At 36.7% G+C, this 21118-nt stretch carries 17 protein-coding genes; 4 read left to right on the forward strand and 13 right to left on the reverse strand.

All coding sequences use genetic code 11. The features are described from left to right. Positions 1–2: 2 nt before the first annotated feature. The 9 genes from N0M92_RS19660 to N0M92_RS19700 all read right to left on the reverse strand — a co-directional run bounded on the left by N0M92_RS19660 (position 3) and on the right by N0M92_RS19700 (position 13909). Positions 3–7541, reverse strand: coding sequence for a non-ribosomal peptide synthetase (locus tag N0M92_RS19660; protein WP_260287423.1), 7539 nt, complete (start codon positions 7539–7541; stop codon positions 3–5). A 12-nt stretch (positions 7542–7553) separates the two neighbouring features. Further along, positions 7554–8213 carry a hypothetical protein gene (locus tag N0M92_RS19665; protein ID WP_260287424.1) on the reverse strand — a complete coding sequence of 220 codons (660 nt, stop codon included), beginning with the start codon at positions 8211–8213 and terminating at the stop codon, positions 7554–7556. After that, entirely contained in the window at positions 8204–8917 is a 714-nt protein-coding gene (locus N0M92_RS19670) for a 4'-phosphopantetheinyl transferase superfamily protein (RefSeq protein WP_260287425.1), read from the reverse strand. The genes N0M92_RS19665 and N0M92_RS19670 overlap by 10 nt, the downstream gene beginning before the upstream one ends. Before the next feature lie 365 nt (positions 8918–9282). Further along, positions 9283–9570 (reverse strand): transposase, encoded by a 288-nt coding sequence (locus tag N0M92_RS19675; RefSeq protein WP_260287426.1) that lies wholly within the window; start codon positions 9568–9570, stop codon positions 9283–9285. A gap of 79 nt (positions 9571–9649) precedes the next feature. Then, on the reverse strand, positions 9650–11242 hold the full coding sequence (locus tag N0M92_RS19680; protein WP_260287427.1) for a hypothetical protein: 1593 nt from the start codon (positions 11240–11242) through the stop codon (positions 9650–9652). Beyond that, on the reverse strand, positions 11217–11933 hold the full coding sequence (locus N0M92_RS19685) for an ABC transporter ATP-binding protein (RefSeq protein WP_260287428.1): 717 nt from the start codon (positions 11931–11933) through the stop codon (positions 11217–11219). Before N0M92_RS19685 ends, N0M92_RS19680 begins: the two co-directional genes overlap by 26 nt. Before the next feature lie 49 nt (positions 11934–11982). Continuing rightward, on the reverse strand, positions 11983–12771 hold the full coding sequence (locus N0M92_RS19690; RefSeq protein ID WP_260287429.1) for an ABC transporter permease: 789 nt from the start codon (positions 12769–12771) through the stop codon (positions 11983–11985). After that, on the reverse strand, positions 12768–13673 hold the full coding sequence (locus tag N0M92_RS19695; protein WP_260287430.1) for an ABC transporter ATP-binding protein: 906 nt from the start codon (positions 13671–13673) through the stop codon (positions 12768–12770). The genes N0M92_RS19690 and N0M92_RS19695 overlap by 4 nt, the downstream gene beginning before the upstream one ends. After that, on the reverse strand, positions 13670–13909 hold the full coding sequence (locus N0M92_RS19700) for a PLD nuclease N-terminal domain-containing protein (RefSeq protein ID WP_192207814.1): 240 nt from the start codon (positions 13907–13909) through the stop codon (positions 13670–13672). The genes N0M92_RS19695 and N0M92_RS19700 overlap by 4 nt, the downstream gene beginning before the upstream one ends. A gap of 388 nt (positions 13910–14297) precedes the next feature. Here N0M92_RS19700 and N0M92_RS19705 point away from each other — a divergent pair, with 388 nt between their 5' ends. Further along, positions 14298–14843 carry a helix-turn-helix domain-containing protein gene (locus tag N0M92_RS19705; RefSeq protein ID WP_192207813.1) on the forward strand — a complete coding sequence of 182 codons (546 nt, stop codon included), beginning with the start codon at positions 14298–14300 and terminating at the stop codon, positions 14841–14843. A 179-nt stretch (positions 14844–15022) separates the two neighbouring features. On the opposite strand, the gene N0M92_RS19710 is transcribed toward N0M92_RS19705, so the two are convergent. Next, positions 15023–15583, reverse strand: a complete 561-nt coding sequence (locus tag N0M92_RS19710) for a thioredoxin family protein (RefSeq protein WP_260287431.1) — start codon at positions 15581–15583, stop codon at positions 15023–15025. 214 nt (positions 15584–15797) lie between these two features. Here N0M92_RS19710 and N0M92_RS19715 point away from each other — a divergent pair, with 214 nt between their 5' ends. Continuing rightward, a complete protein-coding gene (locus N0M92_RS19715; protein WP_260287432.1) occupies positions 15798–16649 on the forward strand; it encodes a GRP family sugar transporter in 852 nt (283 codons plus the stop codon). A gap of 17 nt (positions 16650–16666) precedes the next feature. Continuing rightward, positions 16667–17452 (forward strand): glucose-1-dehydrogenase, encoded by a 786-nt coding sequence (locus N0M92_RS19720; protein WP_260287451.1) that lies wholly within the window; start codon positions 16667–16669, stop codon positions 17450–17452. Positions 17453–17576: 124 nt separating this feature from the next. On the opposite strand, the gene N0M92_RS19725 is transcribed toward N0M92_RS19720, so the two are convergent. Together N0M92_RS19725 and N0M92_RS19730 are read right to left on the reverse strand one after the other, a co-directional pair. After that, a complete protein-coding gene (locus N0M92_RS19725; protein WP_260287433.1) occupies positions 17577–18926 on the reverse strand; it encodes an FAD-binding oxidoreductase in 1350 nt (449 codons plus the stop codon). A gap of 36 nt (positions 18927–18962) precedes the next feature. Then, on the reverse strand, positions 18963–19175 hold the full coding sequence (locus N0M92_RS19730; RefSeq protein WP_260287434.1) for a hypothetical protein: 213 nt from the start codon (positions 19173–19175) through the stop codon (positions 18963–18965). A 51-nt stretch (positions 19176–19226) separates the two neighbouring features. Between N0M92_RS19730 and N0M92_RS19735 the strand changes: the two genes are divergently transcribed. Continuing rightward, positions 19227–19388 carry a hypothetical protein gene (locus N0M92_RS19735; protein WP_260287435.1) on the forward strand — a complete coding sequence of 54 codons (162 nt, stop codon included), beginning with the start codon at positions 19227–19229 and terminating at the stop codon, positions 19386–19388. 53 nt (positions 19389–19441) lie between these two features. Here the strand turns inward: N0M92_RS19735 and N0M92_RS19740 are convergent, their stop codons facing one another. Further along, the gene (locus N0M92_RS19740; RefSeq protein ID WP_260287436.1) at positions 19442–20830 is read right to left on the reverse strand and encodes an amino acid permease; all 1389 of its coding nucleotides are present in this window, start codon (positions 20828–20830) and stop codon (positions 19442–19444) included. Positions 20831–21118 lie beyond the last annotated feature (288 nt).

Raw genomic sequence — 21118 nt, forward strand, 5'->3', positions numbered from 1 at the left:
CCTCACTTAACTTTCATTTTTTCTAACATTTCGCTTAAGATTCGATTAAATATAGAAAGGACTGATGACCTTAACTTTGGAGTGACCGCTGCCTCATTAAACTTAATTTGAACACTTGAACCTGGGGTGACGATAATGACGATTGGATAATGGGTCGTTTCCCGTCCTTCTTTCAAACTCACATTGATTTCATCATTATTAGCTAGTACCATGGGATAGTTTTCAAAAGCATATAATGATTCAAACAAATGATTCTCCAAATTAGCCCACTCATAAATCTCTGATAATGGTGTATTCTCATAGGCACTTAGTTCCAAAAACTCTTTTTGAACTTCATCAAGCAGCTCAATGTAAGTCTTTTCTTGGCTGATATGCTTTATAAATGGCACAGTATTGATAAATGGACCAACCATGGCCTCAATATTCCGGACTGGGATATTCCTGCCGGATGTAACTACGCCGCAGCATACATTTTCCGTACCTTTTACTTCTTTTAAAGTGGCTAGCCATATAGTTAGAAAGAAAGTATTCATGGTAATCTTGTTTTCCTGACAGAATCGTTGAATGGTATTAATCAATTCCTCATCCAGTACTTTCAAGTAACCACCTTCAATGTATCCCTCGCCTTCCAATACTCCCGTTATGCTGGATCCGGAATTTCGGACACCCTCCAATTTCCCTGCCCAATATTTCCGCAGCTCCTCATTACTCGTATAATCTTTCATATATTCAACATACTCTTTAAATGAAGCACTACCGGATGATGATGGTGTTATTGAATGATAAGAATTAAAGATGTCATTAATAACCATCGAATAACTCCAGCCATCCATAATAATATGATGGAATGTCCATATTAATTGGTATTCATTGTCCGTAAGCTTAACGATCATGAAGCGATTCAACCTATTGTTCTCGATATCTATCATCTTATATTGATCCGCTAACAACTTTTCCAGCTTCTCTTGTTGTTCCATTAATTCTTCATATTCAATCTCGGTATCCATTGAATTCATTAGCAGTTGGTAGAATAACCCTTTTTTACTCGAATATAATTTCGTTTTTAAAATGTCATGTTTCCCTGCCGTTGTCGCAATGGCATTCTTTAATTTTTCGACGTCCAGGAAACCTTTAATATCAAATATGAGTTGCACTTTATACTGGCTGCTCTCACTATCAAACAAGCTATGGTACAACATCCCTTTTTGCAAAGCAGTCAATTCATAAATATCAACAATTCCTGTTTCTTTGCGCAGTAGTTGGTTAAGTTCCTCTTCAGGCATATCCAACAATGGAAAGTCCTCCGGACGGTACATCTGTTTTACCAATTTTGTTTCTTCTTCCAATGTCCGTAGCAATTCCGGCAAATTGCGTTGAATATATCTCTCAAAATCTTCTCTTACGAAATGTCTGTTATAGTTTATTTTTATAGTTTGCTCTTCGTTCACTACAAGCAATTCAATATCGACTTCATGCTCGGTATAGGCATTATGTTGAATATCTTGTTCACTAAAAAAGAGGACCTCTTTTGCAGCCAATTCATTACTTTGATGAAATCTGCCTAAATTATTAAAACTGATCATCGGCCTATTTTGTTTCATTTGTGTCTCGCCACATAATTCGGTCAGGATCCCATACTCGATCCCTTTATTAGGCAGTGTCCTTAACTTTTTCTTTGTACCTTGAATCGTGTTCGAAATGGTTTCTTTATTTTCTATATAAACCGGGCACATGGTCGTAAACCATCCTACTGTCCTGGACAAATCGACACCTGCAAATAATTCTTCGCGACCATGTCCTTCCAAAGTGAAATGAATATCCTTTTTATTAAAATACTTCCCGATTAGCGTTGCGAAAATGGATAAATATATTTCATCAATGGATGCTTTATACGCTTTTGTCATTTCATTATAGATTTTGTTTGTAATCTCTTTATTCAGCTTCAATTCAAATGATTTTCCATCGTAAACATTCCCTGTTTTGACTAGGGCACTTTCGTTTACTGCCTCATGTTCATTCTGCCAGTACTCTTTAATGCCTAATGGAATGCTATTTTTGTATTGGTTTAGATTATTCGCCCATTCCTTATATGATGTCGTTTTATTATCCAGTTTTAGTTCTTGATCGTTGATATCCTGAATATATAGCCGGTCAAAATCTTCGATCAAGATTCTCCAGGAAACCCCATCAACAAGTAAATGATGAATGATCCAAATGATTACATGCTCATTTTGGCCAGTATTTATGCATTCAATTTTCATCAGTGGTCCGTTTGAAATGTTCATGCCCTGCTGTGCATCGTTCCCGAGTCTAGCTATTTCCCGTTCCTGTCCATCTTTATTCATATTCGATAGATTTACGTAATTCATAGTCCAATTTTCAGTCGGGTCGATTTGCTTTTCCACTTTCGAAAATGCTTCATCTTTATTGAACCTTGATCTCAGCACATCATGATGTCTAACGATATGAGCCATGATCTTTTGCATCCGTTTCTCATTCATTTTCGGGTAGCCCTTTAACGTTACGGATTGATTCCAATGATTATAATTATTTATTTGTTGAGTGAAAAACCAGCTTTGAATAGGTGTAAATGGCGCCTTTCCAAAAACATCGGACTGATTTATCGTTAAATCTCCCGTCAATTCCACAACCTTTGCCAGCTCTTCGATGCTTTGTTTTTCAAAGATGTTTTTTGAAGTAATGAAAAGATTTTCTTTCTTGGCAAGTGAACAAATTTGAATGCTTAGGATGGAGTCTCCTCCACATTCGAAAAAGTTATCAAAGATGGTTATTTCCTGATTATTCAGCACCTCTTTCCATATCTTTAACAATTTTTGCTCCGTTTCATTAATGGCACTTTTATTGTCGGTTCCTACCGTGTTCGTTTTAGTATCCGGCAGGCTCTTCATGTCGACTTTGCCGTTAACGGTTAGCGGAAATGACTCCATTTTAATGAAATAAGAAGGAATCATATATTGGGGAAGATGATTCTTCATATAATCCCGGATATAATTTTCTTCCAGGTCATTGTCGGAGATATAATAAGCAATGATGAATTTCTTTGCCTTAGATTCATCTTTTATCGCTATAAAGCAATCCTTTATACCTGTACATTTATTTAGAACGGCACTGATCTCGCCAAGTTCGATACGATATCCCCTGATTTTCACTTGGTCATCCGCTCTGCCTGCAAATAGTAAATTTCCATCCTCGGTATACTTAACTAAATCTCCTGTTTTATATAACTTCCTTGAAGGATTGAACGGATTTGGGATGAAGCTTTCAATATTTTTCTCCGGATTATTTATATATCCTCTTGCAATGCCTCTCCCGCCGATATACAGCTCCCCTATTTGACCCTTAGGAGTTGGCTTCATCCTGGTGTTGAACACATATGCTTCTGCATTTAAGATCGGCTTTCCGATCGGAATCACTGTATCATCACATGGAAGTACCTTATATGCTGTCGAAACGACGGTGCCCTCAGTCGGCCCGTAATTATTATATAAATCAAAGTTCAAATGATCAGGTATCGTTTTTAAACGATCTCCCCCTGTCAAAATGGCTCTGATTGATTCTGGAAATTTCATTTCGTTGATAAATAATTGCTCGAGCAGTCCCGTTGAAAAAAACGCGAGTGTGACTTTCTCCTTTTCTAACTTCTCCGAAAGGATTTCTACATCCAATAAATCATAGTAATCCAATATCAGGAGTTTATTCCCATTTGTCAGGTAAGGGAATATCTCCCAAACGGACGCATCAAAAGATGTATTCGATACAAGTACTGCTGCATCTTTTCCATCGACAGAATAATAATTGATATGCCAATTACAGAGGTTAGCCAATCCTCCATGTTCAATCATGACCCCTTTAGGTTTACCTGTTGTTCCTGAAGTATAGATGATATAGGCCAGATCATTTTCCGATATCTTTCTTGAAACGAATTCCTCGCATTCAATTTCCCGTTCTTTTAGTATGTCTTCGATACATATTAGTTTCCCTTCATCACCGGGATACTTTAAAAGTCCTTCTTCATTACTTAAACAATATGTGATTTGAGAATCCTCAATCATATGTTTCAGCCGTGACTCTGGTTGTGATGGGTCCAAAGGCACATATGCCGCCCCAACTTTCATAATGGCTAAAATGGCCGTAACCATATTTATCGATCGATCCATAAAAATCCCGATTCTATCTTCTACATTTACATGGTTCCGGAATAATCGGTGTGCCACCTGATTTGCCCGGGCATTTAACTCGCTATATGTCACCTGGTCATCACCATGAACAATGGCAACATCATTGAAATTTGTGCTTACTTTATTCTCAAACCTAGCAATTACATCTTCAAAATGATGATCTTCCACTTCTTGATTTACATTGCCTGTACCCATTTCGATTATCGATCGTAACTGGGCAGGCTCTAAATAGGTGAAGTCCTTTATTTTCTTGCTTCCCTCGGTTGTAATCTCTTGCAGCCAATACTGAAAATTACTAGCCATTCTTTGAATCGTCGCTTTATTAAATAATGATTTGTTGAATTCAAACGAAATGAATAATTCATCCCCATCCATTTCTTCTGCCTGAACAACTAAATCAAATTTAGCTTTAAAGGTATTGATTTTTTTCGGCTTTAACGTGAAATTTCTATATGCCAGCTTTTCTTTTTGGTTATTTTGCAGGACAAATACTGTATCGAATAATGGCGTAGCTTCCATGGTTCTTTCTGCTGATAAACATTTCAAAATTTCCTTAGTAGGTAAATTTTGATGGTCAAAAACACCTGCAATATTTTTTATATTTTTCCGCAAAATTTCTTCAAATGAATCTTCCTGGGATACATTTAATTTAAAGGGCAATGTGTTGACGAAATATCCTATCAATTGTTCAGTGTCCACATGGTTTCTCTTTGCCAAAGGACTTCCGACGACAACTTCCTCTTCATCAAAGTACACTGATAAAAAGGTTTGATAGGCGGTAAGTAAACTCATGAACAAAGTCGATTTCGTTTTTTTATGAAGACTTTCCAGGTTGTTTTGAATTTCTTTAGGTAACAAAAAGCTGATAATATCGGAAGTGCTTTTACCTTCTGCGGTTTTTTGATGATCATATTGTAATAAAGACTTTTGCCGTAATGCAGTTATTTCATTACTCCAGAACTCATTATCCTTACCACTTACATAATTTGGCGAGTTTTTTTGCCATAAAGCATAATCCCCATATTGGACCGATTGGTTATTTCTATCATTTCGTTCACCATTCTTGATTTCCTCATAAATGGAAAACCAATCATTGATCATTAATGGAATCGACCAACCATCAAAAATAATATGGTGGATGTTACATAATAATTGATATTCACATTCATTTGTCTTCACTAGCGCAATCGATAAGAGGGGACCATTTCCTAAATCAAATTGCCGTTCCGTTTCTTCCTTCACCAAGTGATTTATTTTTTCTTCCTGCATATCTAGAGGAAGATCCGAAACATCGAAATAGGTAATGTCATGATGAATCGACTCATCGAAAGCCAAGGTGCCCATTCCAGCTTCTTCTCTAATGACACTTTTTAAAATTTGATGTTTATTGCTTAGCTTATCTAAAGATAGTTCCAGATTTCCTTCATTCACTTCACCTGATATTTCATACGAAAAAACGATGTTATATAACGACTTGTCTTCATTGGTTTGGTGAATGAACCACAAATTTTCTTGTTCATATGTTAAAGGGTATGTATTTCTGGCATTAATATAGATCGGTGTATAATCTTGCTTTATCTCTTCTTTTTGACGAGTTTCTATGACTCGGGATAATTTCATAATCGTATCGTTCTCCAATAAAACTGAAGGAGCCATTTCAATTTGAAATTGATTTTTAATATTGACAATTAATCTCATTATCGATAATGAGTTCATTCCACATTCAAGTAGGGACTGATTATTTTTTATAACCCCATTCCCTATGATGCTACCAACCAATTCTCTTACTTTTTCACTAATTGTTTCATCCACTGGACTCTTGATATTCGATGGGGCTTCACAGTCTTTTATGACGAATTTGGGTAATAAGGATTTATCCAGTTTGCCATTTACCGTTAGCGGGATGTTGTCCACCTTGATAAAAAAGCTTGGTATCATATAGGCTGGCAATGAGTTTTTTACACATTCCCTCAAATAATCAGCAGCTAATTCTTCATCAGCAACGTAGTATAAAAATAAGTGCATATCATCATTAAACGCTTTATCCATCGTAACGACTGCATTCTTGATGTTTTTCAAATCATTATACGAGCTCTCTATTTCCCCTAATTCAATCCTGAAACCTCTTAACTGCACTTGCTCATCATTCCTGGCGATATATTGCAGATCACCATCATCCAAAACTTTCACTACATCCCCTGACTTATAGTAGCGAACATTATCAATATCCGTAAATTTCATCTTATTCATCATGGTATTTTTATAATAGCCTAGCGAAACACCCTTTCCTGAAACGTATAACTCGCCCTCTTCATCTCCAGTTACTTCTTCTCCATTTTGATTCATCACCTTGAACCCAAGATGAGGCAAGACTTTTCCGATATTCGTAATTCCTTTTTCCACATCACTCTTAGTGATTTGTTTGTATGTTACATGCACGGTGGTTTCAGTTATTCCGTACATATTTATTAACTTTGGAAGCCTGTCATTTTCGGGAGAAAACCACTGTGTCAATTTCTTGAAGTTTAATGCTTCCCCTCCAAAAATGATGTATTTTAAACTTAATTCATTTTGTCGGTTTATGAGCTCACCAATCACCTCGAAGAAAGCGCTTGGTGTACAATTGAAAACGGTTGTTTGTGTACTTATCAATAAATCAACAAAGGATATTGGATTTCTGCTTTCCTCAAATGAAACCACTACAACTTCTCCGCCATATATCCAAGCCCCCCACATCTCCCAGACGGAGAAGTCAAATGCGTAGGAATGGAAAAATGTCCATATATCTTTATTATTAAACTCGAACAAACCGTCGCAGCCTAAAAACAAGTTCATGACATTTTCATGTGAAACGCAAACTCCTTTAGGCTTACCGGTAGAGCCCGATGTGAAAATGATATAGGCTGGATCCTTTGGATCAATTAAGATATGGAAATTCTCACCGGTTATATCATTTGAATTCTCCATCACTTCACCGAGGGTTACATAATTGCAATCAATGCCGCTAATCCGGCCTTTATCCCCAATCAATAACTTCAATTCTGAGTTCTTTATTATATGCTTTACTCTTTCATCAGGACTTTTAGGATCGATAGGTACATAGGTAGCCCCCAATTTAAGGAGTGCTATGATTAAAAATAAAACATGCTCCGACTTTTCAATATAGATTCCGACATTATCACCTTTATTTATCCCTTTGTCCTTTATGTACATCGCCATTTTATTTGCCAAGATATTCGTTTCTTTATAAGTAAATTGCTTATCCTTATTTCTTACTGCAATATTGTCTCCATATTCCCTAACACTTTCTTCAAATAGATTCGCTAAAGAATTCATCTTCATCATTTTCCCCCATTATTTTAAATATGTGCCTGATGCAACTGTCAACATATGAAAAACTAAAGAAATTAAAGCTATTACAATCGTTATGATTATTGCATTCCTTCTCTTGGCGAGCGCCAACTTTTCCAAACTAAAACTGAATAGGATTAAACTGACAATGTAAAACAATTCAAACTCGGCCATGAAGGTGTGAAGGATGGAATTTTTATCATGCACGAGTAAGGATAAGCTAGTAAATGTCGTTTCCTTGCTCTTGACCAATAATGCGATTATTGCATTAACACCAGATCCAATGACGATGCATATCCCAGCATTTATGACAGCTTGGCAAATCCCTTTAATATTTACGGGTCTTTCTTTTAAAACTAAAAATAATAGGCATACAATTAATATTTGAATGATGAAAGTGACAAATAATCCTAGAGCCCCCATTACAATTGTGTTAATGGCAAAACTCATGGCCCCAATCTCTGAAATGGACATGCCATTTAATACATTCATCCCTTTTTGATCCGCAGAATATAACAAAAGCGTCGTTTCGATACCTGCGATTAAACTGAGTAGTAATAACGAAATTATTAACTTATGAACTCTATCCTCTTTTTTAAAAAGATATTGTACTAATTTATTATTGTTTTTAAATTCAGCATTTGCTTCCATTTTTAATTCCATTGGTATTCCCCCTTAATTATTTTCGTAGAGTTTATTGGAATGGTAACGCTTCTTATTTCATCATTCACGAGTACGACCGCTGATTTGTACTGGGGAAAATTTTTATAGAAAAGTGAGATGTTATCATGATCCATTTCAGCCTTGGAAATCTCATAGATTTCAAGTGGAGAGGTCAATCCTGTTTTTAGTATTTTTGATAGACTTTCTTTTGCACTAAAGAAAATTTCATTACTTAAAAGACCTTCACTATCCTTAATCATCTTTTTCTCGGATTTAGTTAAATTGGTCTCTAAAAATTCAGAATCAGTTTTCGTTTTTGTTTCAATATCGATTCCCATTGGATGCAGTTGATCAAAAATCAGTATTCCGAATGTTTTATCCGTATGAGTGATGGATATACCCATGTTCATGTTCATTAATAAGAACAGGTTATTAACAATAATCGGCTGTCCAAAGACTCCTTTCAACAGTGATACATTCTTTATTTCATCCAAACCTATATCTAAAAACTCCATAATTGCTTTTTTTCCAAAGTACAAACTTTTCTTTGCTTCGATGGTTCTTTTACCATTTTGCAAATTAAGATAATTCCATTCCTTTTCGTTGAAAATATCATCAATATAGTCCAAATTGACTGATTCCGCTTCATAAAACTTGATGTAAGATTTATAAATCTTTTTCTTATTCATAAAATATTCAATCAATTATAATTTTCCTCCTCTCCTTTTTCTGAAAATCCGCAAATTTCCTCCATTTTTTTCCTCTAAAATTTCTTTTTTTAAACAATTATTTCATTTTCTAGGTTAATTATTACCTATTATCATTATCGATAACACTTTATCACAAGAATTTTGCCGAGTCCATTAAAAATTTGTAAATTATCTACATTACATAATAACTTTACCAATTTTTATTATTTTTCCTCTTTAGTAATATTTTCATAGGGAATTTAGTATTAAATAATTTAAAAAATATTACATTATATGAAAAAAATACTAATTAAAAAAAACCATATTTTATTTTTCACTATAATTTGTGAAAAATAAAATATGGCTTAAATGCGGTTCGATCATTTTGGCTGTTTCGTAAAAATGTGCATTGCCTTTTTTAATATCTCATTCTCTTCCTGTAAATCTTTAATTATTTTATCCTTTTCCTCTTTCTGACTGAGGCCTGAAAAACCAATACTGGAGTCCGCTTGGCCTTCTTCATTTGCTTCTTTATAGATATTGACCCAATTTCTTAATGTAGGTGTCGAGATATTAAGTTCTTCAGCCAATTCCCTAGGTTTTCTGCCTTCTTCCAATACTAATCGAGCAGCATAAATTTTAAAATCTCTATCATGGTGCTTCCCCATAATAAGACACTCCTTTTTTAAATTTATTTAGTGCCGATTTTCTGTACTTCCTTTATATACTTTTCTAATATAACGACTTTCATAAATTATATTTCAACCTATTAATCAAAACGGAATTGATCGCTATTACGATCATTAATATTATGATAGCTCCCATCATGGGGTGGACACTGAACCAAACCAAGCCAAAATGAATGGATGTAACCACGATTAATAATGGCAATCCATAAAGCAGGCTAACTAATACATTGGGGTTTGATTTAATGGCAGCAGATGGGTTCTCCCATTCTATACTTGGATTTTTCATATCATATAATGGTGTTAGAAGATTATAGCAAACCACTAAACAAGAAGTAATTAATAACATGACTGCCGTTTCCATTTCCCAATAACCAAAAAGTGCAAATATCATAAAGCTGGTCAATACGGCTATAATCCCTATTATTGATGAAAATATCACTTTAGAAAAATAAACATATTTTTCATCAAAAGGGGCACTTTTCAGTAAATAATGATATTTTCCTTCTCTTGAATATGGGGTTCCGCTTATATTATTTATACAACACAAGAAAAGGATCGAATATGAAAAGTATTTATCAAAGACTCCCTCTTTCGTTATATTAAAATAATTCGGGAACACTTCATTCTGAATTAGCAATAACATGACAAGTGAAAAGACCGGCGGCAATAAAAGTCCTAAACCGATTTGCATCTTAAAATATGCTTCAGACTTAATGATCCATATCTCTCTTTGTAAATAATTACTCCATTGATTTTTTGATATATTAACCTTTGAGTTTTTCATATTCACTTTGTTATTTCCCAATAACCCGTTTTTAAAATAATTAACGGAAATGTTTTCTATAATAAATGAATACAATAGGAAACCAATTACTAGTATCGAAATATAAATAATTATAAATTGAACTGTTATTTCATTTGATACAAAGGCATCCAGAATCCATTTAATCACCGGAATCATATTTGCGGTTTCAAACATATGTCCCATTATGAATTGCAACGAGTTTTTTAGACCTTCAATAGAATTCAAATCTATTTCCGAGATGACCTTTGAAAGGGCAATTGATGATTTTCCAGCAAAATATACAATGGAAATAATCGCAAGCATGAGGATGACAACAATGTTCACAAGTAAGTATGCTACTTTATTTTTGAATCTATAATAATACCTATTAATGCACGATAGGATAAAAAGCAGGAGCAAAGCCGTCAAACCATTGACAATCGGTAAAAATATGAATAATTTAAACGCTTCCATAAACTTTAGATCGACTATCAAGAAGCCGATTGTTGGCACCTGGATTGCCATTGATAAGATGATGGGGACCCATAAGCTACTTAATACCTTAGCCCTTGATATTTCTTTATAGGTGAGTGGCAGAGCCGCCAATACTTTAAATTCATAATAAGCAAATATTTGTGATGTGGACAAATAGCAAACCAATGCAAAGACGAGAATGCTGGAAATCGTTACATTATAAAACAGGAAGACCTCGGTATCTCCAAGAAAATAAACAAAGGCATTTACGACAGTCAGCTGCAAAAACATATAAAAAACGGCTATTATCAGTACAGCCTGCAACATTGTCTGCTTGGGCATTTTATAGAAGGAAGATATGAAAAATCTAGTTAACTGAAGTTTTTCCTTCATATACCTGAGCCTCCATAAAGGTAGATTCTAATGAACTTTCACCTATTATATTTTGTATTTCATCATGCAGGATGATTTTCCCCTCTTTTAAAATAGCCACTGTATTACAAATTTTCTCTGCCACATCAAGCAGATGCGTCGAGAAAAACACTGTACCGCCCGTTTCAACATATTGTTTGATTAACCCCTTGAAAACTAAAACGGCGTTTGGATCTAATCCATTTAACGGTTCATCCATAATGATGATCGGGGGATTAATGGTAAAGGCCGCTATCAGGGATACCTTATGCATCATTCCATAAGAATAACTTCCCATTGGCTTTTTAATGGACTCCTGCATCCCAAACCGATAGATATATTTCCCCAAACGTTCTTTGTCATCATTTCCATATAGGTTCATCAAGAAACGAATCCAATCCAATCCAGAAACATTGTTAAAAACATTGATAGTATCAGGGATGAAGAAAAATTGTTTTTTATATTCTTTGCCGTCTTCTTTAGTCAGGCCATTTATTTCAACCTTTCCATTTTCAGAATCTAAAATGCCCGTAATAATGTTCAGCGTCGTCGTTTTCCCTGCACCATTTGCCCCTATAAAACCTAAGATTTCCCCTTTTTTGATTTCTAGATTTACACCATTCAAAATCTTCTTGGCCGAGTAGCTTTTCTCTAAATCTGTGATGCTTAACAAAGTTATCATCCTCCCATCACTTCATGATTAACACATTTCCATCCCCAACTTACTCGTTATTGAATTTCTTTTTTGAAATCCATATGTTCGTTACCAATATCGTTACTGCCGTTAACGCAAGTGCTGCTATTGCCCCCCAAATCGCCTGTGAATTGACTGTGCCTAAAATCAGTACTTCCATGGCATGTTTACTCATGCTTGCCGGATTCATATTGTCTATAACCGGACTTAACCCAACTATGATTCTACAGCCGAGGAGAAATACTATCGAAATTAATGCAATAATACCCTGACTATTAAAAATGGTACTGATCATCGTCGTGAATGAAACGATAAATAGGACCCACAGCAGATAGAACAGCAACGCCACTACTAAATCCGCAAAATCAACACTCGTAAACAAAAAAACTACATACAGATATGAAACCAAATATCCCAATGCTACACTGCAGGCAACAAACAGATAATTGGAAATGATTTTCCCGCTTATATAAGATCCCACCGTCACTGGCCTTGTAAGAATGAAAGCCAGCATTCCATTTGCTTTATCGGATTGTACGACTCCCATCATGGAAACGATGATGATCATGACCCCTAACTGATCGAATTGAGACCCTAATGTACTAGCAAGAACTTCGCCGCCTTTTTGGGCAGCCATGCTTGGATCAATGGTAATCCCTTGGCCCCCGCCCAGTGCCTCTAATATTGAAGGTAAATAATAGCTTACGACTGGTTGAGTTATTCCTAAAAATATAAATACAAGCGGCAGCCAAATCACTTTATATTCACGTAACATCTGAACAAATTCCTTTTTAGCTAAAACGGCAAAATTATTCATTTTTCCACCACCAATTTTAAGAATATCTCTTCCAATGTATCGTTATCTATTTCGAACCTTACAAGATCAACATTATGCTCCAAAGCATTCGCCAGTAACATATTCTTGTTTGATTCAATATTTTCCACTTCAATCTTCAATTTATTTCCCATTACCTCTACACCTTTGACAAAGTTCAAGCTCTTTACGTTTTCAATCCATTTTTGACTTTTAGAGGTTATGTCGACATTGATTTTATTTCCGCTATTCCTGTTTAATAATTCCGACATTGTCGTGTCCTCAATTTTTTTACCGCTTTTTATAATGACAAACCTCTCACATATTTCTTCTGCATCGCTTAATATATGCGTCGATATTAAAATTGTCGTATCTTTCTTTATCTCTTTTATGATGTTTAACACTTCTCTCCGGCCGATTGGATCCAATGCAGAAACCGGTTCATCCATGACAATCAATGCCGGTTTATGTAACAATGCCTGTGCAATTCCAAGCCTTTGTTTCATTCCGCCTGAAAAAGTCCGCACCTTGGAATTCTCTTCCCCGCTCAGCCCCACTTTCGACAATATCTCAGGAATGCCGCTTAATAATTCTTCCCTCTTGATACCTGAGAGCTGGCCCATGAAAGTGAGGGTTTCTTTGGCAGTCATCCATTGAAAGAAGTTAGGGTATTGTGGTAAATAGCCTATCTCCTTTTTCATTTTTGAAATTTTCTTACCATCAAGCAATACTTCGCCCATACTTGGATCTATTATGTCTGAAATCACTTTTATTAATGTCGATTTACCAGCCCCATTTGGCCCTATCAATCCGACACATTCCCCTGATTGCAGTTCCATTGAAAAATTATTGACCGCTGTTTTTTCTTTAAATTTTTTTGTAACATTTTTAATTTCTAATTTCATATTCTTTCACTGTCCTTTCTACCAATAACGAAGTACAGAATTGGACCGATAGTATTTGCAAAAATAATGATGAGTGTCCACAATAAAACATTTTTCCTCGTCTTTCGATTTCTGTATAAATCAATTAATGCTATAAGCACTAAAATCATCCCAATAGCAATTACCGGTAAAACAATCGGCAGAATCGACATGAAATCAATATCTTTCAATTCGTTCCATCCATAATGCAATTCCATATATACCACTCCTTTGAAAATGAAATATTATTATCATTATCGATAATGATAACATGAAAAATGGAATTTTGCACCTGTTTTTTTCTTTAATAAAATATTGTTTTAGTTTTTATTGTTATTTATAATGATAATATTATCACAATGAATAATAATAAAAATATAGTGTTATTTATTAAATTTCATTTCATGAAGACATTATTTTTTACACTTATTCGAAAAGGCTTATGATTTACTTCAAAAAAATCTTTCTGTAATATTATTTTTCGAACTGTGTCATTTTTATTTAAATGAAAGTGATTCAATCATTATAATTTATGATGAGTTAAACTTATTATTCATGACCAACTAAATTGATTTAAGATTATATTTCCAATGTGAGGAGAAGAAGATGATTAATAAAGCTGAAATTTTAATGCATCCTGTAAGAATAAAGATTACCCAAGCTTTAATGAGAAACAGGGAAAGTGGCTTAACACCATTGGAAATGTTAAAAATCATTAAAGATGTACCCCAAGCAACATTATATAGACATATACAGGTTCTGTTGGATTCAGGGGTCATTCGCATTGTAAAAGAAAAAAAAGTGAGGTCCGTTTCCGAAAAATACTATGTTTTAAATGAAGAAGAAGCGCGACTTAGCGGGGAAGAATGGAAAAAATCTTCTAATGAGAAAAAGGTGAACTATTTTTCTTATTATCAATTATCCCTTATGACTCAATATCAAAACTATCTTACTAAATTAGAAGAAAGAGACTGCGCGGAAGATGGCTCAACCTTTTCCCTTTTAGAACTAAAGCTTGATGATGAAAGCTTTATTAACTTCCAAAATGAATTGAACGATTTAATGGTAAAATACTATAAAGCTACGAATCAAAGTGCTAAACAAGACTCTCCTATTCGAACAATCGGTGTCACAATTATTCCAGAATCATAAAAAATGAAAAGGCTGTTCCAAAACCATGGACTCAAGAACGGTGAATTCTTATAGAAGGAATCGTATCTATATATTCAACCAATCAGGTTGCAGTATACGTTTTGAAACAGCCATACATCATGGAAGAAAATCTAAAATGGGCTTAACCACCCTTTTTTGGACAGTGCCATCCCCGCTTGTCAGCAGCTCCCCAATGCTTCCTTGATGCTGCTGTATACTTCGTCCCACAGGTGCTTTTCTTCAGCAAAAGCTGCAGTTATCTTTTTAATAACTGCCTTTTGCTCTGCCTCGAAACGCTCATCATCCTTGGCCGGCAGGTCAGACCTCAACTCCATTACATACTCTTGTACCTTTGGTGCACGAGGTCCCCAAACAGCTTTTTCTTCGCCATTCTTATCAATGAATATAAAAATGGGAATCGAACGCGCTGTTCCATTCGTTAAGTATTGATCCATCAGTTCTAGATTTTGATCTCGTAAAACCATGCGAGTTTCAATATTTGCCGCTTCAGATATATTCAACAATATAGGAATATTCATCATCGCGTCCCCGCACCAGTCTTCAGTAATGACAATGGCTCTAAGTTCTTTCGTCTTTAATTCATCAAAAAAACCTTGGTCCTCTGCAGAGATGGTAAAACCCTCCTGAATCGATTGTAAGTTTTCTTTATGAACTTTCATCGAAGCTACAAATTCTTTAGCAGGAATCCCCTTTTCGAACCATTCATTCAGTGTCGTCATACTATTTCTCCTAACTATTTTTACATTTAAAGTACCATAAAACACTTATTATTTCATTGTTTCCACACTGAAAGATAAAATGACAAATTGGTAAATTAAAACCATGTTTTTCTTTCCCGTGTAAAGGGAAAACTCTAAATACATTCAATAGCTTGCTAACTGCCTATTATATATTCATTAAATCATTGTTTTTTAGTTTAGGAGATGAAATTTTGTGGAAGGTTTTCTCTTTGCACTACTCCCTGCATTGACATGGGGCAGCTTAGTGCTTGTTTCCGAAAAACTCGGGGGCAACTCTTATAATCAAACACTTGGCATTACAATCGGTTCATTACTGTTCGCCATCATGATGTCTTTCATCAATCCGCCGGAATGGAGCAGTTTAGTGTGGATTGTCGGCATCATTTCTGGTATAGGCTGGGCATTCGGGCAGTTATTTCAATTCAATAGCGTCAAGGAAATCGGGGTATCGAAAACCGTTCCAATCTCAACAGGACTGCAAATTCTAGGAAATACATTTTTTGCAGTTATCATTTTCAGGGAATGGAATGACAGGATGACAGTCATTATCGGCATTGTTGCAATAATCTGTTTGATTATAGGTGTCTTGCTGACCAGCTACGGCGATGGTGATAACAAAAAAGCAGGAAGCATGAAAAAAGGGGTTTTTCACCTTGCCATTTCAACAGTGGGTTATGTTACATATGTCATTGTTGTCAGATGGAATGAAGTTGACGGATGGTCGGCGATCCTGCCGCAAGCAATCGGCATGTTCCTGGCTGCCCTGCTCCTTTCCATCAAACATAAACCGTTTAACAAGTATGCAAGGCGTAATATTCTAACTGGATTGATGTGGGCAGTCGGTAATATCGGTCTCCTGCTCGCTAATCCAAAAGTGGGCGTTGCCATCTCATTCTCATTTTCCCAAATGGGAATCGTCATTTCCACTTTAGGCGGCATCTTTCTTTTAGGAGAGAAAAAATCCAAAAAGCAAATGGCCTTCGTCCTCATCGGGTGTGTACTCGTAATTGCTGGCGGAGTTATGATTGGCTTTACAAAAGAATAGTCAGGGAGCGATAAATGATGTATGAAGATTTAGAGAAAAAAGTGGTAGTCATTACTGGGGCGGCAAAAGGGTTGGGAAAAGCCATGGCCGAAAGGTTCGGTAAAGAAAAAGCACATGTCGTATTAAATTATCACACTGAAAATGACGACCATAAGGGAATCATCAAAACAATTGAAGCTGCTGGCGGGAAAGCAGCAGCGATTCAAGGTGACGTTTCGAAGGAAGCGGATGTGAAGAAATTGCTTTCATTCGCTGCTGAAACCTTTGGTACGATCGACATCATGATTAACAATGCTGGTATTGAAAATGAAGTGCCCAGCGAAAAATTGACTCTGGAAGATTGGCAGAAAGTCATCGATGTCAACCTAACCGGGATGTTCCTCGCAAGCAGGGAAGCAATCAATTACATGCTCGATCATGGTATCAGGGGCAATATCATTAACATGTCATCCGTTCATGACCGGATACCTTGGCCTCATTTTGTCCATTATGCAGCAAGTAAGGGCGGAATAAAGATGATGACTGAAACCCTTGCACTTGAATATGCTCCCAAAGGGATTCGCATTAATAATATTTCACCTGGTGCAATCGACACACCCATCAATGCCGAAAAGTTCAATGACCCAAAAGCTAAACAAGAAGTCATCGACCTGATTCCGATGGGATACATCGGAAAACCGGAACAAATTGCCGCTTGTGCCGCTTGGCTAGCGTCCGCAGAATCTAGTTACGTAACGGGAATGACCTTATATGCTGATGGCGGAATGACCAAATATCCTGGTTTCCAAGCAGGAAAGGGCTGAACTTAACTAATGAAAATAACCACTCCATCACGAACTTGGGGTGGTCATTTTCATGAATATCATTAGAGCTCTATCTATATGAATTGCTGAACCATGACCCTGAGCAGATTTTTCAAAAAGGCTTTTAGACCCACTTCTTTAATGGCGGTATGCTTTGAGGGAACTTAAACGCATTGTATGGATCATACCTCGTTTTCACTTCCCTAAGCCGTTCGAAATTTCCTCCATAATACGCAGTTGGCCAATCTTTGATTAGAGTATCCGGCCAATTCACGTAGTCACCGATAGTAAATGGCGACAAGGCATGCTTCAGGTCCTTGATCCAACGAATGTTTAGCCGTTCTTCTTCTGGATTGGCCCATGTAGCCTGATACTCCTGGGCGATGATGGCATCGCGATAATAAAAAGCCGTATCCATTGGATCTTTAAGGCCCTCCACTCCTCCCAGGGATTGGTGCCAAATGGCTGCATTTTCATTTGGAGCATTTTCCAAAAAATGTTTCATGGTCATGATTGCTTGCTGTGGAAAAGCTTTTTCAATGAAAGATCCTGACCTCTTTCGATACGCCGGCTGGTTTCCAGCTGGATAATCAAAGAACCTTACGGCTTCAATGTATGGGACTTCCTTTATCATGACATTTATTGGTGAACCAGTTTTTATCAAAGGCTTTAATAGCAGCTTCAATCTATTTGACGGTCCAACAAATTCACCTTGAGCAATAATTTCGTTTGCTTCCTTTGCCTTGAATTCTATTTCTGAAGTTAAGCATTCATCAGCTTGAGGGGCCCAATCCTGCCAGGCTTCAAATACCGCTTCGAAATCTTCCCACCCCCATGTGACGGAGAAAATGGATACCCTTGATACGGGGTGTACCCTGAAAGTAAGAGAAGTGACTATGCCAAAGTTTCCCCCTCCTCCCCCGCAGCATGCCCAAAATAAATCACTATTGATTTTCCTATTTGCTTTAATGAGTTTGGCTCCCCTCTTTCCACACGCCCTTACTATTTCTATTTCAAGTAGATTGTCACAAGTAAGTCCAAAGCGTCTCGTTAACATACCTATACCACCGCCGAGCGTTAGACCTACAACACCAACACTGCTTTCGGTCCCAGCCGGAATCGTCGTGCCATAGTTCCATAACGTATTATATACTCGCCCTAAATCAGCTCCGGCTTCAATTTTTGCGATCATTTTTTCACGATTGACCTTGATATTGTACATTTCACTAATATCAATGACTAGACCGCCATTCACTAATGAAAAATTTTCATAACTGTGCCTGCCGCTCCTAACCCGGAAAGGTGCATGATTTTCCCGGGCCCACTTTAATGAATTCAATACATCATTGGAATTTTGACAAAACACAATAACCTTTGGGAATTTAGCAAAACTCAAGTTATTATTTATCCTGGCATGCTCATATTCAGCATCATTAGGTGTAACGATACGCCCGGTAAGCTTTGTTCTTTCCAAAAAGATAACCCCTTCCTCGGGTAAATATGTTACATCCTATGAAAAAACCTGGCAGAAAGATACATTCCCCCTGCTGACACTTCCTGGTAATGGTGTCAAATTAGCTCTACTCGTGAATTCAACGGCTTTACTCGTGAATTCAACGGTTTTACTCGTGAATTCCACGCATTTACTCGTGAATTCCAAGTATTTACTCGTGAATTCAACGGTTTTACTCGTGAATTCAACGGCTTTACTCGTGAATTCCACGCTTTACTCGTGAATTCCACGCATTTACTCGTGAATTCAACGGTTTTATTCGTGAATTCCACGCATTTACTCGTGAATTCCAAGTATTTACTCGTGAATTCAACGGTTTTACTCGTGAATTCAACGGTTTTACTCGTGAATTCCAGCTTTACTCGTGAATTCAACGCATTTACTCGTGAATTCAACGCATTTACTCGTGAATTCCTCAATTAATCCCAAAAGACAAAAAAGCCCTTCTCGAATTAAGAGAAGGGCTTTTTGTTACCTTATCCCGAAATCTCATCATCGGATTTAACATCCAATGGTGTTCGTTTATCCATTTTCAGCATGTAATAGCTTGCTGCGACCATTGCTAGGAAAACGATACCGACAACCAAGGAAATCCTTGTGCTAGGATTGATCCACATACCGACCAGTACCATCAGTAAAAAGGCAATTGTCGCATAGTTACTGAAAGGGGCCAACGGCATTTTGAACGGATGTTTCTCCATTTCGGCAGCATTCACCTTTCTGAATTTAAGCTCACTGATAAGTAAGACAAACCATGGAATCATCCCGGGCAATACACTCGCACTGTACACATAAAGGAATAATTGCGGCGGTGCAAGGTAATTCAGGATAACCCCGATGCCCAATCCCAAAAGTACAGCGATCGTGCAATATGCCGGCACTCCATTTTTAGATACTTTGGCAAAGGCTTTCGGAGCTTGGCCATTCAATGCGAGTGTATAAAGCATACGTCCTGCACTGAAAATCCCACTGTTGCATCCAGACATTGCCGCAGTGATTACAACGAAATTAATGATGCCTGCCGCAGCAGTGATACCTATTTTGGCAAAGGTTGAAACAAATGGACTGCCTAAGTCATCCAGTTGATCCCAAGGGAATACTGTCACGATGACGAATATGGCACCAATGTAGAAAATTAAAATGCGCCATATGATTGTTTGGATTGCTTTTGTTACGGTCTTCGTTGGATTTTTCGCTTCCCCGGCTGTTATGCCGATAAGCTCAACGCCTTGATAGGAAGCCACGACAAGGGAGAGAGCGAAGAAGAATCCTGTCCAGCCTCCCGTAAAGAAGCCGCCATTTGCCCAAAGATTCGATAATCCGATTGCATCCCCGCCATTCCCTATTCCAAAGAAGATAAGGCCAAGGCCGGCAATGATCATCAATATGATGGTTATGATTTTTATTAGTGCAAACCAAAATTCAAATTCCCCGAAGGATTTAACGGAAATGAGGTTTGCTGCCCCCAAGATGATCATGGCGACCACACCTGGTATCCAAGCAGGTAACTCCGGGAACCAATATTGCATATACAACCCAACCGCGATGATTTCGGACATTCCGACAATTACCCACTGAAACCAATTGCTCCAAGCAGTCATATAACCTGCCAAGGGATGTATATAACTGCTTGCAAAGGTTGCAAAAGAACCTGTAGTCGGTTCTAAATATAGCATCTCACCCATGGAACGCATGATGAAAAATATAAAAATACCTGCGATTGCATAAGCAAGCATAACAGAGGGCCCGGTCCATTTGATCGTGCTCGCAGAACCCATAAATAACCCGACCCCAATGGTTCCGCCTAAAGCTATCATTTGAATATGTCTTGATTCCAGCCCTCTCTTTAATTCCTTGTTCGACATGATTAACTCCCCCAGATGCAATATCGGTAATGCTTTTCCATCCTTGCCACGAACACTCTCTTTTAATTAGAAATGCTTTATCGTAATCAATATTACATAACACTTCAATTATGTTTTCTTATTTTATAATAGTAAATATTCTGTAAAAGTACAATTGTATTTTTGAAAAAAACAGTTACCAATAATATCTTGTCGACTTTTTAATTTAAAAATATCATTTTAAAAAAATGATGTTCAGTATTTTATAATAGTGATAATTCAAAAAGTGTAGAAAACAATCACTTCTGC

It is taken from the genome of Peribacillus aracenensis, assembly GCF_025175645.1.
In the GTDB taxonomy this organism is placed as follows: Bacteria; Bacillota; Bacilli; order Bacillales; family DSM-1321; genus Peribacillus; species Peribacillus aracenensis.

Excerpts from the sequence above, each read along its gene's own strand:
- N0M92_RS19660 (WP_260287423.1), bottom strand. The coding sequence starts at position 7,541 with ATGAAGATGAATTCTTTAGCGAATCTATTTGAAGAAAGTGTTAGGGAA.
- N0M92_RS19665 (WP_260287424.1), bottom strand. The coding sequence starts at position 8,213 with ATGGAATTAAAAATGGAAGCAAATGCTGAATTTAAAAACAATAATAAA.
- N0M92_RS19675 (WP_260287426.1), bottom strand. The coding sequence starts at position 9,570 with ATGGGGAAGCACCATGATAGAGATTTTAAAATTTATGCTGCTCGATTA.
- N0M92_RS19680 (WP_260287427.1), bottom strand. The coding sequence starts at position 11,242 with ATGAAGGAAAAACTTCAGTTAACTAGATTTTTCATATCTTCCTTCTAT.
- N0M92_RS19690 (WP_260287429.1), bottom strand. The coding sequence starts at position 12,771 with ATGAATAATTTTGCCGTTTTAGCTAAAAAGGAATTTGTTCAGATGTTA.
- N0M92_RS19695 (WP_260287430.1), bottom strand. The coding sequence starts at position 13,673 with ATGAAATTAGAAATTAAAAATGTTACAAAAAAATTTAAAGAAAAAACA.
- N0M92_RS19700 (WP_192207814.1), bottom strand. The coding sequence starts at position 13,909 with ATGGAATTGCATTATGGATGGAACGAATTGAAAGATATTGATTTCATG.
- N0M92_RS19705 (WP_192207813.1), top strand. The coding sequence starts at position 14,298 with ATGATTAATAAAGCTGAAATTTTAATGCATCCTGTAAGAATAAAGATT.
- N0M92_RS19710 (WP_260287431.1), bottom strand. The coding sequence starts at position 15,583 with ATGACGACACTGAATGAATGGTTCGAAAAGGGGATTCCTGCTAAAGAA.
- N0M92_RS19720 (WP_260287451.1), top strand. The coding sequence starts at position 16,667 with ATGTATGAAGATTTAGAGAAAAAAGTGGTAGTCATTACTGGGGCGGCA.
- N0M92_RS19740 (WP_260287436.1), bottom strand. The coding sequence starts at position 20,830 with ATGTCGAACAAGGAATTAAAGAGAGGGCTGGAATCAAGACATATTCAA.